Origin of the sequence: Synechococcus elongatus PCC 6301 (assembly GCF_000010065.1) — a bacterium.
Classification (GTDB): Bacteria; Cyanobacteriota; Cyanobacteriia; order Synechococcales; family Synechococcaceae; genus Synechococcus; species Synechococcus elongatus.
In genome coordinates this window covers 462,866-477,490 of the sequence record NC_006576.1, presented here as the reverse complement: position 1 = coordinate 477,490, position 14,625 = coordinate 462,866, and the positions used below count along the sequence as shown (strand labels likewise).

At 49.4% G+C, this 14,625-nt stretch carries 14 protein-coding genes; 6 read left to right on the top strand and 8 right to left on the bottom strand.

The window, feature by feature from the left end; all coding sequences use genetic code 11:
* The first annotated feature begins 83 nt into the window (after positions 1 to 83).
* Entirely contained in the window at positions 84 to 1,019 is a 936-nt protein-coding gene (locus tag SYC_RS02190) for an Hpt domain-containing protein (protein ID WP_011242736.1), read from the top strand.
* 57 nt (positions 1,020 to 1,076) lie between these two features.
* On the opposite strand, the gene SYC_RS02185 is transcribed toward SYC_RS02190, so the two are convergent.
* Positions 1,077 to 1,910 carry an ABC transporter permease gene (locus SYC_RS02185; RefSeq protein ID WP_011242735.1) on the bottom strand — a complete coding sequence of 278 codons (834 nt, stop codon included), beginning with the start codon at positions 1,908 to 1,910 and terminating at the stop codon, positions 1,077 to 1,079.
* 149 nt (positions 1,911 to 2,059) lie between these two features.
* Between SYC_RS02185 and SYC_RS02180 the strand changes: the two genes are divergently transcribed.
* The 5 genes from SYC_RS02180 to SYC_RS02160 all read left to right on the top strand — a co-directional run bounded on the left by SYC_RS02180 (position 2,060) and on the right by SYC_RS02160 (position 8,306).
* Complete coding sequence (locus tag SYC_RS02180; RefSeq protein WP_011242734.1) at positions 2,060 to 3,529, top strand: TldD/PmbA family protein; 1,470 nt, start codon at positions 2,060 to 2,062, stop codon at positions 3,527 to 3,529.
* A 506-nt stretch (positions 3,530 to 4,035) separates the two neighbouring features.
* On the top strand, positions 4,036 to 5,124 hold the full coding sequence (locus SYC_RS02175) for a bluetail domain-containing putative surface protein (protein ID WP_011242733.1): 1,089 nt from the start codon (positions 4,036 to 4,038) through the stop codon (positions 5,122 to 5,124).
* 102 nt (positions 5,125 to 5,226) lie between these two features.
* Positions 5,227 to 6,075, top strand: a complete 849-nt coding sequence (locus SYC_RS02170; protein WP_011377873.1) for a hypothetical protein — start codon at positions 5,227 to 5,229, stop codon at positions 6,073 to 6,075.
* Positions 6,076 to 6,131: 56 nt separating this feature from the next.
* The gene (locus SYC_RS02165) at positions 6,132 to 7,946 is read left to right on the top strand and encodes a PP2C family protein-serine/threonine phosphatase (RefSeq protein ID WP_011242731.1); all 1,815 of its coding nucleotides are present in this window, start codon (positions 6,132 to 6,134) and stop codon (positions 7,944 to 7,946) included.
* 138 nt (positions 7,947 to 8,084) lie between these two features.
* Positions 8,085 to 8,306, top strand: a complete 222-nt coding sequence (locus tag SYC_RS02160; protein WP_011242730.1) for a ferredoxin-thioredoxin reductase variable chain — start codon at positions 8,085 to 8,087, stop codon at positions 8,304 to 8,306.
* A gap of 50 nt (positions 8,307 to 8,356) precedes the next feature.
* On the opposite strand, the gene SYC_RS02155 is transcribed toward SYC_RS02160, so the two are convergent.
* The 7 genes from SYC_RS02155 to SYC_RS02140 form a co-directional block, all read right to left on the bottom strand.
* Complete coding sequence (locus SYC_RS02155) at positions 8,357 to 10,060, bottom strand: HlyD family efflux transporter periplasmic adaptor subunit (protein ID WP_011242729.1); 1,704 nt, start codon at positions 10,058 to 10,060, stop codon at positions 8,357 to 8,359.
* Between the two features lie 41 nt (positions 10,061 to 10,101).
* Positions 10,102 to 12,246 carry a peptidase domain-containing ABC transporter gene (locus SYC_RS02150; RefSeq protein WP_011242728.1) on the bottom strand — a complete coding sequence of 715 codons (2,145 nt, stop codon included), beginning with the start codon at positions 12,244 to 12,246 and terminating at the stop codon, positions 10,102 to 10,104.
* Between the two features lie 94 nt (positions 12,247 to 12,340).
* Positions 12,341 to 12,589, bottom strand: a complete 249-nt coding sequence (locus tag SYC_RS02145) for a hypothetical protein (protein ID WP_126148201.1) — start codon at positions 12,587 to 12,589, stop codon at positions 12,341 to 12,343.
* 147 nt (positions 12,590 to 12,736) lie between these two features.
* A complete protein-coding gene (locus SYC_RS13730; protein ID WP_155813861.1) occupies positions 12,737 to 13,012 on the bottom strand; it encodes a hypothetical protein in 276 nt (91 codons plus the stop codon).
* Positions 13,013 to 13,089: 77 nt separating this feature from the next.
* A complete protein-coding gene (locus SYC_RS13725) occupies positions 13,090 to 13,380 on the bottom strand; it encodes a hypothetical protein (RefSeq protein WP_126148199.1) in 291 nt (96 codons plus the stop codon).
* A 44-nt stretch (positions 13,381 to 13,424) separates the two neighbouring features.
* The gene (locus SYC_RS13720) at positions 13,425 to 13,703 is read right to left on the bottom strand and encodes a hypothetical protein (RefSeq protein ID WP_126148198.1); all 279 of its coding nucleotides are present in this window, start codon (positions 13,701 to 13,703) and stop codon (positions 13,425 to 13,427) included.
* A gap of 396 nt (positions 13,704 to 14,099) precedes the next feature.
* Positions 14,100 to 14,618: a gamma-glutamylcyclotransferase gene (locus tag SYC_RS02140; protein WP_011242727.1), complete on the bottom strand. Its 519-nt coding sequence runs from the start codon at positions 14,616 to 14,618 to the stop codon at positions 14,100 to 14,102.
* Positions 14,619 to 14,625 lie beyond the last annotated feature (7 nt).

The window sequence follows — 14,625 nt, the reverse complement described above, 5'->3', positions numbered from 1 at the left end:
CCACAAGATCTGCTCAGAGCTTGCTTAGGTCAGGCAAAATAGGCCATGCATTGTTGTGGCTTCAGCGGAGAGGGATTGGGCTCGTGGATGCAGAACAGCAACAGGTTCTCGAATACTTCATTGAAGAAGCCCGCGAGAATCTCGACACAATCGAGAAGGGTTTGATGGATCTGGTGGCCACCAGCCAAGATTCAGAGCGCATCAATGAACTCCTCCGCTCCGCCCACTCCGTTAAGGGGGGCGCAGCCATGTTGGGTTTACAGAGCATTCAGCATGTTGCACACCGCCTCGAAGATGGCTTTAAGGTGCTGCGCGACCAACCCGACGTTGCTAGCCCAGAAGCGCAGTCACTGTTTTTGCAGGGCTTTGATTTTCTTTGCAACCTGCTCGAGCATCTGCAGAACAATGGTGAGCTGGAGACGGAATACACCCGCCAAACTCTCGAGCAATCGGACCCAGCCTTTACGGAACTCCAGAACTTGCTAGCAGCTGCTGGTCAAGCGACCCCATCCGCACCGCGCGTCGATCGTTGGGAAAGCCTGCTGGCCACCCCGACTGCCACAGCTGCCAGCATGGGAGCCGATGACGCCGTCACGGCGTTGCTGCAACAGCTCCTCGAGCATTTTCGGGCCGAGGAAACGACTGAGCAACGGCAGCAGATTCTCCATACTTGTCAGCAACTGCGCAATCTCTCGTCGGAACCTGCTTGGCAGTACCTCTTGGATATCTGCTCTCGGGCGATCGCCAAGCCTGAAAATAGCTTTGCTCAGCTAGCGGCGGTTGTGGTTCGCAACCTCAAGCAGGCCAGCGATCAATGGCAATTGGGCCGAGCTGATCAAGTTGCCGTCACTCCTGCTCTGGCTCGGTTAGCCGGTGGGGCAATCGATCCCTACACCGCCACGGTGGTTAGCATTCCGATTGAACCTCAAGAAGCCGCTCGGGCCTTGGCCGCCAGTTTTGAGCGATCGCAGTTGTTGGTTCTGGCCACTCAACTGGTCCAGGTGCTGCGGGAAGGCTAAATCTGGTGCGATCGCTGCCAAAGTGATTGACGAGGACTCAGCTGTCCCTCTCCGCCCCTAGAGAATGTCGGAAAATCCCGGTTGCAGGCGCTGGAAACAGCGCCGACCGGCCCAAAACAGCACGAGCGCGATCGCGGTGAACTGGAACCACAATTCACTTTGAAATTGCTGCTCAAACAGGGTAGAACGATAGAGCTCCACCAACTGCGCCATGGGGTTGAGTGTCAGCAACCAGCCTCGTAAAGGTTCTGGGATGAGGGTCAAGGGGTAGACGATCGGTGTCAGATAGAACCAGAGATTGAGCGAAACACCGACAATTTGAGGGATATCTCGCAGGTAGACGGTCAACCCTGCTAGCAGATAAGCCAAACCAGCCGTCAGCAGAAATTGGGGCAGCCAGAGGAGGGGCAACCAGAGCGCCCCTTGCAGATTCACCCCAGCGATCGCTGTCGCGGCCAGCAAGACTAGGGTGCCAAACGCACTTTCGACCAAAGCGACCCCTGGGTCAACAAGGGGCAAAAGTCCTAGGGGGAAGACCACCTTTTTGACGAGATTGGGCTGACGGATTACCGCAGTCGCAGCTCGACTAAAGCCATTCGTAAAGGCAATCCACGGCAGCAGGCCAGAGAAAAGCCAAAGACCATAGCCCATAGTGCTATCGCCAAGGCTGGCCAGAGCAGGACGGGTTTTGAGAATCATCGAGAAGATATAAGTGTAAATCAACAGCTGCGAAAGCTGATTGAGTAGAGGCCAAGCATTACCCAGCACAGATCCTTGGTACTGAGCTTCGAGTTCTCGCCGCACGAGGGTCAGCCACAGTCGGAGGCGCTGCCGTCGCTGTGCTCCTAACCAGCGCTGGAAAGGAAGAACTGAAGAGCGACGGGAAACCATAAATTTGCGACAGGGAGACAGTCACGTCGCTTGATTATCGCAGGCTCCTCCCTTTCAACAGAGCCGTGCGAGTCCCTCGTCAAACTGTCCCTCTAGGCCAAGCAAGAGTCGTTGTTAGACTGAACGGAAGTTAGAGTCTTGTGCTTGCCATGGTTGTTGCACCGCCCCTTTCCCTAACGTTGGCTGCTGATCTGGCGGCCGGCGATCGCCAGCGTTTTGATAGCAGCTGGACGCCGGCACTGGCACAACTGCTAGGACTTGGACGGGCTGCCGGCGCAGGCTTTGTCGAGTTTTTCCTCGAGCGCGTTCAGTACATTAGCTGCCTAGTCGAAGAGGATGCAGTGACCAGCCTGTCACCACGGCTAGCGAGTGGTGCAGGGGTGCGGGTGTTTCGAGGTACCACGGATTGCTATGTCAGCACCAATGACTTGTCCTATGAGGGGCTGAAGCGATCGCTCGAACAAGCTTTAGGGATCCTCGGCCTGCAATTACCCAGTGCGCAATCCCTTGTCCCACCGGTCAATCTGGAACCGCTGCGCGACTATGGCCAACTGCGCCAAAAAGATCAGTGGCTAAGCCGCTGTAGCTCCATGGCGGAGATGGGTGATCTGTTGCTGTCCGCGAGCGATCGCCTGCAACGACAGGCGAAGCATGCGCAGTCTCGCCGGGCCGCCTATTTTCGTGACTGGCAAGAGGTGTTGGTTGCAGCCAGTGATGGGACCTTTGCGCGAGATATTCGCCTCACTCAATCCGTGGGCTACAACCTACTTTGTGCGGATGGCAGCTACCGTGCCTCGATTGGCAAACGGGTGGGAGACACGAGCAATCCTGACTTTTTGCGATCGTGGGATTCTGAAGCGGATGCCGCTGAAGTCGCAGAGTCGGCGGGCCAAATGCTCTACGCCGATTTTGTAGAGTCAGGCACCTATCCGGTGATTCTGGCAAACCAGTTTGGTGGCGTGATTTTCCACGAAGCCTGTGGACACTTGCTGGAAACCACGCAAATTGAGCGCGGTACCACCCCGTTCAAAGACAAGAAAGGAGAAGCGATCGCGCACAGCAGTGTCACAGCCTGGGATGAGGGCCTGTCGCCCGATGCCTTTGGCACCCTTGACATGGATGACGAAGGCATGCCGGTGCAGCGCACCTTGCTGATCGAAAATGGCATCCTCAAAAACTTCATCGCTGATCGCGCGGGGGAACTGCGGACAGGCCAACCCCGAACTGGCAGTGGTCGCCGGAGTAACTACACCTACGCAGCGGCTTCGCGGATGCGCAACACCTACATTGCCCCGGGACCTCATCGCTTTGAGGATCTCTTGGGATCAATCGATCGCGGCATCTACTGCAAGAAGATGGGTGGCGGTAGTGTTGGCGCAACGGGTCAGTTTAACTTTGCCGTTGATGAAGCTTATTTGATTGAGAATGGGCGCATCACAAAGCCGCTGAAGGGTGCAACTTTGATTGGTGAGGCAACCGAGATCATGCAGCGCATTTCCATGTGCTCGAACGATCTTGGTCTCGCACCGGGCTTCTGCGGCTCAGTCAGCGGCAGCGTCTACGTGACGGTGGGCCAGCCCCACCTCAAGGTTGATGCCATCACTGTGGGTGGCCGCTAGATAACCTGAGCAACCGTTGCAATGTTAGATATCGACCCGTAGTTCATGACGTCTAGCTCATGCACTGCGGGTTGTTCTATAGAGGCTAAAATCAGGAGCTCGATCAGCATCTAACAAAGACGTTTCGCTAAATTGGGATTGACGCTCTACGTCTAATCTTTAATTTTGGGATGATTGGGCTATCTAGGTTGTAAATTCTGCTGACTAATCTTTTGGATATCTTGACCAAGAATCTCTGAAATTGATTTAGGCTATTATCATAGCTAGTCTCTAATACTATTAATTTAACGCACAATAAAGTTGCAGTAAATTAATCTTAAATTGCACCTTCTCAAAAAGCTATCCCAAAGTAACAATAGTGACTAAATAAACCTAGAGGTCGTGATCTAGAGTCTGGCAATAAGTACAGGATTTAATTGATTTAGGCGGCCAAAAATTTCCAGCCTTATTATTTCTGGGCTAGTCTCCAGACTCTTCTAAGTTTAAGTCTCTGAGAGTTAAATATTATGGCTAATCTGAAGATTACTTCTGCTCAGCAGCTCTATGTTGCTTTTTATGGTCGGCCAGCAGATCCTGCAGGTCAAAAATTTTGGGATGTGATCGTTCAGGACAATCTCAGCACCCTTAACTACGGGGCGATCGCTGAAGCCTTTGGTGAGTCAGTAGAGTCTTTCTTGCGATTCAGCTCTTTGTCTGCCGCTGAGGCTGTCAATACGCTCTTCCAAACAATTCTGAACCGCGACGCTGATCCCATCGGTCAAGATTTCTATGTCAAAGAGTTGGAATCTGGCCGGCTCAGCTTAGCCAATTTAGCGATCGCGATTGTTGAGGGGATTGAAGAGGGCAGCCGAGATGCTCAGACTTTTCTCAATAAAGTTCTAGTGGCTGATCTATTCACCAGATCACTAGATAGCCTTGAGGAAATTGAAGCTTATGACTTCTCTAAAAACCCAATCGCTTTGCCAACCGTGCAAGCCTTGCTTGCTCAAGTGACTGGTGATGATTCGAGTTTGCCCAACGCTCTTCAAGTCACTGCGATCGCTCAGCAGGTTGTAGTGAGTTCCGGTTCCCCAGCTACCGCGATCGCGATCAGTGAAGCACGGTCTATCGTCAAGGGTAATGATGATAACCAGCTCAGTAGTAGCGAGGCTTTTACGCTGATCGGTACTAACGGCAACGATTTGCTAACTGCTGGAAATGGGGATGACAATCTAATTGGGGAACTCGGCGCGGATACATTGACTGGTGGAGCAGGGCAAGATCAGTTTCTCTACCGAGCGATCGCAGATTCACAACTATCAGGTTTTGATCAGATAACCGACTTTCAAATCGGCAGCGATCGCTTGGTTGGCCCTAATTCTGTCAGTGCGACAGAAATCAGTAACGTGGGTACAGTGAGCAGCCTCGACCCAGAGTCACTCGTGGCGGTGCTGACGCCTGATCGTTTCATGGCCAATGGTGCGGCAACCTTTCAAATCGAGCAGCGAACTTTTGTGGCTTTCAATGATGACTTAGCTGGGTTTCAAGCTGAGCGTGATCTCCTGATTGAAATCACCGGTTTTCAGGGCGACCTCACCAGTCTTGCCATTGTTTGATCTGAGATAGCTCGTACAGACCGATAGCAATCCCGATCGACAGCGCTCAGATTGGCTTCAGAACTCGCTAAGCTGCCTGTGGGCAATCTGCGTAGCAAGACCATGGCGATTTCTCGGTACCGCTGGCAAATAGGCCTGATTGCTGTAGCGATCGCAGTTCCAGCTGCTGGGTGGGGTTGGCAACAGTGGCAGCAGCAACGTGCCCTATCTGCGGCTCGACAAGCGCTGGTGGCAGGCAACTTTGAGTCCTGTCTTCAACAACTGGCCCCCCTCGAACATAGCCAAACCCTTCAGCCCTTACTCAACAACTGTCGTTGGCAACGATCGCAACAGCTAGCGGCTGCCGGTCAATACCCTCAAGCCCTGCAACTAGTCTTACTGATTCCTACGAGCGATCGCCAAGCGCCCAAGGCTCAAGCTGCGGCGCAACAATGGAGCGAACGAGTGCGCACCGAAGCGGAGCAACAGTTCCTAGCAGGCAACTGGTCAGCTGCCCAACAACTGCTGAAGTCTCTGCCAGAGGGAACCCCCCTGACCCCAACCGCTTCTGCTCTTTTGGCCCAGTGGCAGCAGCAGTGGCAACAGGACAGTCAGGCGATCGCCCAAGCCCAGGCGGCCCTCAGCCAAGCTCGTTGGTGGGATGTCGATCGTGCTCTCCTTGCACTGAGTGATCATCCCTACTGGCAACCTCAGGCCCAATCTCTGCGCCAGCAGGCCCAGCAATCCATCCAGCAACTGGCGCAGCAACGTCCCAATGCCGCTGCTGTGGCTGAAGATGGCACGGCGATCGCTGAAACGGTCGGTGAGGCAGAGTTAGAGCCTCGTTTCCGGCAATATTTAGCCCAGGGATTGCCTGACTATGAGGCTTGGCAACGTGCTTGCCAGGACTTGGGTGGCCAGGTGATTGATCGCGGGCCAGAATCCTTTTGTAGTCGCGATCGCCCTTCCTAAAACAGCCTTGAACGAGCCTGCTACAGTGAATCCAGCTCCTCGGCCCGCCGCCGTTCATGACCCAGAATTTTCTCGCAGAGCACTATACGTTGCCGCGTCAAGTTGAGCCACTTGCCAATCGGTTTCTTTGGGTCAGTGGAGCCGCTGCAGCACAGGTGCCCCCAGGAACGAGGGTGAGCGATCGCTATCAAGTTGTAGCGCCCCAAATTTGGTTTGATCTGGATCCTGATCGCCCGCCTCAGCTCCCAGAGCATCTACCGGAATCTCTGCAACCCTACCTCTGGCTGTTTGAGCACCAGCGGCACCTACCCACTCTCTATGCGCTGGTGCCCTTAGAGGATGGTGAAACAGCAATTCTGCTCGAGCGCGTTCCCCTCAATCGCGAAGGTCATCTCTGGCCCAGTCTTGTCAATGCGCTTAAGACAGCTTCAACGGCCCTCCAAATTCACTGGATTGAGCAGATCCTGCTGTTGTGGGAGCCCCTGATCTGCCAAGGCGTGGCTAGTAGTGTCCTGAAATTGATGAATATCCGCGTTTGTGCGGGTGAGTTGCGCCTGCTGGAGTTGCTGGACGACCATGAGAATCCACTGGGGATAGCTAATCCCCAAGAGACTGAGCCAGCCAGTTTGCGCCGTTTGGGACAGGTCCTCAAGAGCCTCTTGCCGCTGTTGCATCCCGAGGCTGCCGCTGCGATCGCCCCAATGGTGCAGCGCCTCCAAACCCCAGAGGCTGATTTAGCCGAGAGTCAGGCCATCCTCCGGCAGGCGTGGCAGCACTACAGCCAGCAGCAGTCTTTGACAGTAGAGGCCATCGCCCTGACTGACCCCGGCTGGCGCGGCGGCGATAACGAAGACAGTTGCTATCCCCTAGCAACCGACCTTGCCGAATCACCACAGCCAGATTGGATTGCGGTCTGTGATGGTCTCGGTGGTCATGTGGGTGGGGAAGTAGCCAGCCAAACTGCGATCGCTGGTCTTAAACTCCAAGTCCCGCAGCTATTGGAGCATCGTCAAGCGCCCGAACGACCTGTGGAGAGCCTGGCTGAGCAACTGCGCATCAGCCTGCGGATCATTAACGATCTGATCGCCAGCCGCAACCAACAAGATGCAGAAGTCTTAGCCCGCATGGGGACAACCCTCGTTCTGGCTTTGAAAACACCAGGACCCCAGCCCGAGCTGACAATCGCCCACATTGGGGATAGCCGCGCCTATTGGTTGACTCCCCACCTGACAGAGCGACTCACCCTTGACCACGATGTCGCTACTCAGACAGTGACTCAGGGCTTTCTAGCCTATCGTTCGGCCCTGCGCTTAACGCAAGGGGCTGCCCTCTCCCAGGCGATGGGGGTGATGGCTTCGACGGGACTGCAGATCCCTGTTCAATCCTTTCGCGTCCTCGAGCCAGGCATTTTGCTGCTCTGCTCAGATGGTCTGAGTGACTACGGTCTGGTTGAGACCCTTGGCCATGTAGATGTGGGTGCTGTGCTCCGAGGGGAATTATCGTTGGCCGACTGGGGCCAGCGCTGGATCGATCGCGCCCGCCAGCTGACCGGACACGACAATATTTCAGTGGCAGCATTCTGTTGCCAACTGACGGAGGTCGCACCGAGCCTAATCAGTCCAGTTGTGTCGCCACCATTGGAGCTGCCACTCGCCACCGCCACCGTTCAGGAACCTAAGCCTGCGGACACAGTAGTAGCTCCTGAGATCGTGGATCGAGCGGTTGAACCTAGCTTCAATCTCTCTTGGCGAACTTGGCTGGGGGCGATAGCCCTTGCCATGCTTTTAGGTGCTGGCATTGGCTTGATTGTCCCGGCTCCAACGCAGCCAACTCCCAACCTAGGTGTTCCAGTCGGGCCCAGCGATCGTTAAAGTCTTGGGCCCTGCTCCTCAGAATGATGGCTCTCTGCTAGCAAGCTCAGAGACTATGGGAAGATAGAGGTTGCTTCTAGCAGTGCTCAGGTCTCTGGGCCTCAAGCTGTGTTGTCGTCTCTGCCTCATTAAGCTGTTATGAACGTTGGCGATCGCGTGCGAGTCAAAGAATCAGTGGTGGTGTATCACCATCCTGATCATCGAAATCAAGCCTTTGACTTAAAAGACGCGGAAGGCGAAATTGCAGCGATTCTAACTGAGTGGAATGGTAAGCCCATTAGTGCAAACTTTCCCTATCTCGTGAGCTTTTCCAATAAGTTTCGTGCACATTTACGTGACTTCGAGCTAGAGGTCATCTAAATATGTATTTTTGATTGGCTTCAATAATTGATTCAAGAAATTGAAGCCAATTATCGCCATAGCAAACGAGCCTTCCTCAGCATAAATTTGAGTACCGTCTCTTCATTGGTAATAATGTCGGCTTCGGCATCCATCCCAGGACGGATTTTACAAACCCGTTGACCATCAGTTAGAGAACGATCTTCAGGCTTGATCGTCACTTCATAGGCTTGACTATTCGCGGCAACGGGTTCATTGGTCTGTGCTGCCGAACTAGATGAACCGCCGGAATCGGGTGCGATCGCCTGGACTTTGCCATCAAGGGTGCCAAAGTCCGGATAGGGGCAGGCGGCAATCCGGAGTTGCACACGTTGTCCTAGTGCGACGGGCAAAATGTTCTGTGAAGGAACCAATGCTTTAATCGTCAAGCCACTCTGAGTTGGAAAAATGCGGGCAACTTCCTGGCCAACGCCGACTACTTGATCAGGATTGCGCAGGTTAATGGACTGAATAATCCCAGAAATTGGGGCACGAACAACAGTATTTGCTAGGTTGATATTCATTTGTTGGAGTTCTTTTTGCTCCACTTTGATCTGTTGTAGCGTTTCCGATTCTTGTTGAGCTAGCTGGTCTTGCATCTGTCGGAGTCTTGCTTGGGTGGCTAAACCCTGTTCCTCAGTCTGAGCTGTTAGCTCGCGCGCGCGGCTCAAATTGGCTTGTGCTACCCGAAAACTGGCTAGCTTCTCTTGCACTAAGAGATCAGCGATCGCCCCAGCATTAGAGAGAGTTTGATAGCGAGAATATTCATCTGCTGCGAGCGCCAAGTTAGCCTCTGCCGTTTGAATATCAGCTTGATTCACATCAATGCCCCGCGCTACTTTATTGGATTCAGCTAGCATTTCCTCTGCGATCGCAGCTTTTTGAGACTCAATCTGCTGAAGTTTAAGTTGATTTTTAGCAATACTGTCAATCAGTTGGTCTCGCTTGGTAATTTGCTGCGAGTCATCAATAACAATAATTGGATCACCTTGCTGGACTTCTTGGTTAGAACGAACAGCAATCTGACGGACTTTACCTTCAACAGCGGCTTGAACTAGCCGTGTTTCCCCAATCGGACGAATTAGAGCAGGTGCCTTAACAACGACTTTATACTTAAGAAATGAAGTAAGAATAATTGTCCCAATGAATCCCAGAACTAAGCTGATACCTGCAATTTGAAACCAATGGTTAACAGGGGGAAGAAACTCATCAGCCTGCAAGAGATGTAAATCTTCTGGAATCTCATCATCACTGACCACTTGAATTACACTGGCAGTATCAGAAGTAGGAGTAGAAAAACTAGACAAAGACGGTTCATCAGCATTTTGAGTTGTCAGCTGATAATCCCTAGTCTCCTCCTCAACCCGGTTCTTTAAGAAAGACTGCTCAAGACTGGAAGCAGCAATGACTGCATGACGGGGAAAAATAATGGTTGCATCGCTTGAGCTAGCAGCTCTGTCAGGATGAAGACTATCGCATCGCTCTAAGCCGTTAAGTGACTGTTCAATCAAATCTTCATCGGCAGTCAACCCCCTAGTCAACTCATATTCATATCGGGCCTTTTTTAATTCACCAAGGCTATAGTATATGTGACCTCTCAGAAGTCTTAAATGAGGATTTTGGGGTTGTTGTTTGACTAGCTGATCTGATAATTCTTCTGCTGCTTCCAAATGACCATTTAAGTAGTTTCTCTCAATTTCTAGATAGCAGTTAATTAATTGATCGCTGACGTTCATTGGGAGCCTCCAGCAAGATTAAATAACTCAATTCAAAGGAATTAAGGGGCAATAAACTTAAGATGATCACCAACAAGTGATTTCAGGTCATTTGGACGTCCTTGAGCTTTTAATTCTCCCTTCTCAAGGAATGCAATCCAATCAGAACGTTGAATTACTCGTGGCCGGTGGCTGATAATAATTGTCGTTTTACCTCTTCTAAATGCTAGTAGGCTATCAAGGATCTGACTTTCCATGACGGGATCAAGAGCGCTAGTAGACTCGTCAAGGATCAAGACAGGTGGATTATTGATAATCGCTCTTGCCAAGGCAAGCCTTTGCCTCTGCCCCCCCGATAAATTAGCCCCAAATTCACCTAATACGGTTTGATATTTGTCAGGAAGTTCATTGATAAATTCATCTGCCATTGTGATTCGACAAGCTTTAACTATATTTTCAAATGATGTATTGGGATGAGAAAATTTGAAATTTTCGACAATAGAACGACTCCAGAAATGAGCATCTTGAGGAACCAAAACAACCTGTTGACGTAAGCAATCTAAAGCAATGTCTTGTTGGTTATAAATGCCAAATTGAATGTTTCCAGAGTCAAGATGATAGAGGCCAGAAATCAGCTTGGCAAGAGTACTTTTACCACAACCAGATTGCCCAATTAGAGCAGTGACTAGGCCCCCTGGAATTGTTAGATCAAAATTCCTCAGTAGATCAACACGACCTGGATGGTGGAAAGTAACATTCTTGCAGATGATGTTAGTATCATCAGGAATTTGAATCCAAGGCTTATGAGAGGAGATAGTATCCTCTGGGGTTGAACTTAAAACTTCTGATAAACGTTGAATGACAACCTGCGAAATTAAAAATTCGTCAGCAAGTGCAACTGTTCCAGATAAAAAGCCTAATAAGTTACCACTAAAGCCACTAAAGGCTAGCAGTTGGCCAATACTTAGCGTGCCATCAATGACCAAGCTACTGCCTAGCCAGAGAATACTAACATTAGTTATAGTTGATAGAAAATCGGTTGTAGTTCCGGCATAAATATCTAGCTTGAGTGCTCCCCAAGATAAAAAAGAAAGTCGGCCAAAGTTTTGCTGATACTCTTCCCATGCTTGATGGATCGCTTGAGTTGTCTTCAGCAAGACAGCTCCACGAAAAGTTTCAACAAGGAAGCCTTGATTCTCGGACGATTCAGCAATTAGCTGCTTATTTTTTTGTCGTAAAAAAGGAAGAAAAATTAAATTAAAAAGAGTCACGACAAAAAATGCGGCAATCGCTGCAGCTGTCAAAATTGAGCTGTAACGAAGCATGATGAATAGAGATATCAAGGCAATAAAGAACTGGCTGGGCAGGCCAAGTACAATTTTTGAGACTAGATCATTGATTCGCCGAATATCACCAATTCGACTAATCACTTCTCCACTGCGATGATTATCAAAATAAGCCATGGGTAAATGGAGAAGTCGATGACCATACTCCAAAATGAGATCTAGCTGTAGCTTTTGGCCAAAATATCCAACTAGATGAGATTGAACTAGATTGATAATATTCCTAAAAAAATTCATCGCAATTACTGCGATCGCAACTGTGAATAGGAGATGTGTATCCTTTCTAATCAAGACATCATCTGTTAAAAACTGCATCATGAGTGGCATTGATAGTGCCAAAATACCAATCACAATATTAATGATGACAACTTGAATCAGGAGTGTTTTAAAGTTCCAAACCCGTCGAATAATGCGAATCCAGCTATCATTCTTATCATTTTCTTGACTGTAAAATTTCTCACTATCTGGCTGAAGTAGCAGCATAACGCCATTACTCCAGCTAGTTAATAACTCATGTCGATTGATGTAGCGTATGCCAAGCCCTGGGTCTGCAATGATATATTGCTTTCCCCTTTGGCCATATAAAATCACCCAGTGATAACCCTTCCAGTGGATGATTGCTGGAAGTGGTGCTTCTTTTAAATGATCAATGAGTTCCAACGAAGCCCTTACCTGACGAGCATTGAATCCTAAAGATTCAGCACCCCTACGAAGTCCTAACAGAGAAGTTCCCTGCGAACCTGTGCCGACAATTTCCCGTACTCGATTGAGTGCAAAGTGACGGCCATAGTATTTTGCAACTGTTGCGATGCAGGCCGCTCCACAGTCCTCTTCACTTTGTTGCCGAATACATGCATATTTCACGATACTTAAGAGTGAAGGATGAAAAATATCAGAGATTGAGAGTGGTATTACCCACCCTCAATTTCCAGAGTCCAAATACTTGCGATCGCACTGGCTAAAGATTGACAGCTACGTTAATGGGGACTCGTATAGAAGGTGATGTGACTGTACTCACACCAATATTCTGAGCAATAGAAAGTGCATTGGCGACAGTTCCTGCACTAATTGCAATCCCAGTAGGAGCGATCGCAGTTGATTTTGCAATTGCTGCTGCTACTGAATTGGCTGTTTGCAATAATGCTCCTGTCACCATCTCAGCTTGCCCATCTGACAAATCTGTAATCAAATCAAATTCAACTTGCATATCGATGCCCTCAAACAACATTGAACAACAAGACATAAAACTAAAGAAATATAATCGCAAATAAAATAGTTTAAATGTGTACTTAAAAGTTCATAATACAAGTAGATTTATAGGTCTAATGAGTATATTGTTTTAATTAGTTTTTGGTTAGGCTGTAACTGCTCCACCCTCTACAAAAGAAGTTGAACCAGAGATAGATGTTGCAGTAGCAATCTGAGGACTATTGTTGCTAAATATAGAAATATTAATTGCGGTAGCTCTAGAAATACTAATCGCACTTGATTGAATTGGAGATGTCACACTCTGACCAATTCCTAAGATCGGCTTAGAGGGCTTATATAATCCCCATTTATTCCCCCAGAATTTACCGCCCAAGAGCTGTTGAGCAGTATCATCATTGATAGACTCAAGCCACTGATTCACAATTCGTTCCTCATAAAGTGAAGGAGTAATGAAATGCTCATCAACTCTGTAATGAGCATTTCACTATGTCAGCCTAGTTAAGCTGAAACAGTCCCACCATAGACAAGTGAAGTGGCACTGGATACAGCAGTTGCTTTAGCAATTTGAGGACTCGCCAAGTTAAACGATCCAATATTGAATGCAAGTGCATTAGAGCTGCTGCCAGCAATTGAAGTAATCGGCGCTGAAACCGACTGCTGAACGCTCGATGACGGCTTTCCATAGTAGTTAGGATAAGGATGTTTGGGATACGTAGGAATGGAATAACCACTCCCTCCCACAAGGGATTGGGCATGGTTGTCATCGATAGTATTAATGAGTTTAGACATGATTATCTCCTGTTAGTTTACGAATGCTTTCCACTAATTGAACTTTAGGCAGATACAGTTCCGCCAATAACTGTCGATGTAGCTCCAGAAATTGCAGTAGCTGTAGCAATTTGTGGGCTGAAGAGATTTTTAACACCAATATTGAATGCTGTAGCGTCAGAACTACTAACTGCTACGGACTTGATTGGTGCATACACAGACTGCTTAACCGACCAGCTGTGTTTTGGATACGAAGGATAAGGATAGCTCGGTGGATTGTAGGTAGTTCCGCCTAGAAGTTCCTGAGCATTTTGATCGTTGATCAAATTAATGAATTGAGACATGACAGACTCCAATTAAGTGTTTTAACTCTCAAGAGCAATTTTTGATTCGCCCTTGACTCATAAGCTAGCTCTCTGAAATAAAAATGGATCACTTGATTTATTAAGGAAATGTTTTTAAGCAAAAATTACTCCTAAGAACGATTTTGGTTGATTGATGAATTTGAGCTTGCTTAAGTGAATTTTTCGGGATTATCTTAAAAGTAATGCTTGAGTTTTTCGAGGAAAACCAGGTGATAGATCATCCAACCTAAAATCGACAGGTACTTCCCAACGGGTTGGGAGCTGGTCAATCAAATCCCTAGAGTTTTCAGTTTTGTATTTAAAATTCAAAGGCAATGCAAATTAGTTTTGGCTGATGCAAAGCTGGCTGACTTGAACGATTAGGTTCAGAAGAGCTCAGGCTGCCACAAGATTGGCGATCGCTCGCACATGGGGGTCTTCCCAGCCCAAAGCTGTTAGCGCTTGGTCGAGTCGCAGTACATACTCGGCGTTACTGCCACTAGGGCCATAGCTGCGTCGCACTTGATCAGCGATCGCAGGGACAGGGGTTGGGCCAGCAAAGCGCGGATTCTGAGCTTGCGCAACGTAGACGATCGCTGTGACCTGTCGTTGATCCTGCAGTTCAATCACCAGTTCTTGACGGTCATAACCATCTTTCTCGCGATAGTCGAGCGCCGTGAGGATAGCACCCACGTCACCCATGAGCTGAAACGCTACTCCTACGCATTCCGCTTGTGCATCTGGAACCAAGGTCACAACCCGTCCAGGTTGGCTGGGCGTACCGCGGTGATCTGTAGACAGTTGCCAAAAGCGCCGCTTCCAACCGCGAAGCACCGCAGGCTGGCGATCCTGCCAAGCAAAATCAGGTCGCCAGATCAGTGAGCCATAGGCAAAAACCCAAGGTGCGCTTGCCATGTTGGGC

Excerpts from the sequence above, each read along its gene's own strand:
- SYC_RS13720 (WP_126148198.1), bottom strand. The coding sequence starts at position 13,703 with ATGTCTCAATTCATTAATTTGATCAACGATCAAAATGCTCAGGAACTT.
- SYC_RS02175 (WP_011242733.1), top strand. The coding sequence starts at position 4,036 with ATGGCTAATCTGAAGATTACTTCTGCTCAGCAGCTCTATGTTGCTTTT.
- SYC_RS02180 (WP_011242734.1), top strand. The coding sequence starts at position 2,060 with ATGGTTGTTGCACCGCCCCTTTCCCTAACGTTGGCTGCTGATCTGGCG.
- SYC_RS02145 (WP_126148201.1), bottom strand. The coding sequence starts at position 12,589 with ATGCAAGTTGAATTTGATTTGATTACAGATTTGTCAGATGGGCAAGCT.
- SYC_RS02140 (WP_011242727.1), bottom strand. The coding sequence starts at position 14,618 with ATGGCAAGCGCACCTTGGGTTTTTGCCTATGGCTCACTGATCTGGCGA.
- SYC_RS02185 (WP_011242735.1), bottom strand. The coding sequence starts at position 1,910 with ATGGTTTCCCGTCGCTCTTCAGTTCTTCCTTTCCAGCGCTGGTTAGGA.
- SYC_RS13725 (WP_126148199.1), bottom strand. The coding sequence starts at position 13,380 with ATGTCTAAACTCATTAATACTATCGATGACAACCATGCCCAATCCCTT.
- SYC_RS02170 (WP_011377873.1), top strand. The coding sequence starts at position 5,227 with ATGGCGATTTCTCGGTACCGCTGGCAAATAGGCCTGATTGCTGTAGCG.
- SYC_RS02155 (WP_011242729.1), bottom strand. The coding sequence starts at position 10,060 with ATGAACGTCAGCGATCAATTAATTAACTGCTATCTAGAAATTGAGAGA.
- SYC_RS02160 (WP_011242730.1), top strand. The coding sequence starts at position 8,085 with ATGAACGTTGGCGATCGCGTGCGAGTCAAAGAATCAGTGGTGGTGTAT.
- SYC_RS02165 (WP_011242731.1), top strand. The coding sequence starts at position 6,132 with ATGACCCAGAATTTTCTCGCAGAGCACTATACGTTGCCGCGTCAAGTT.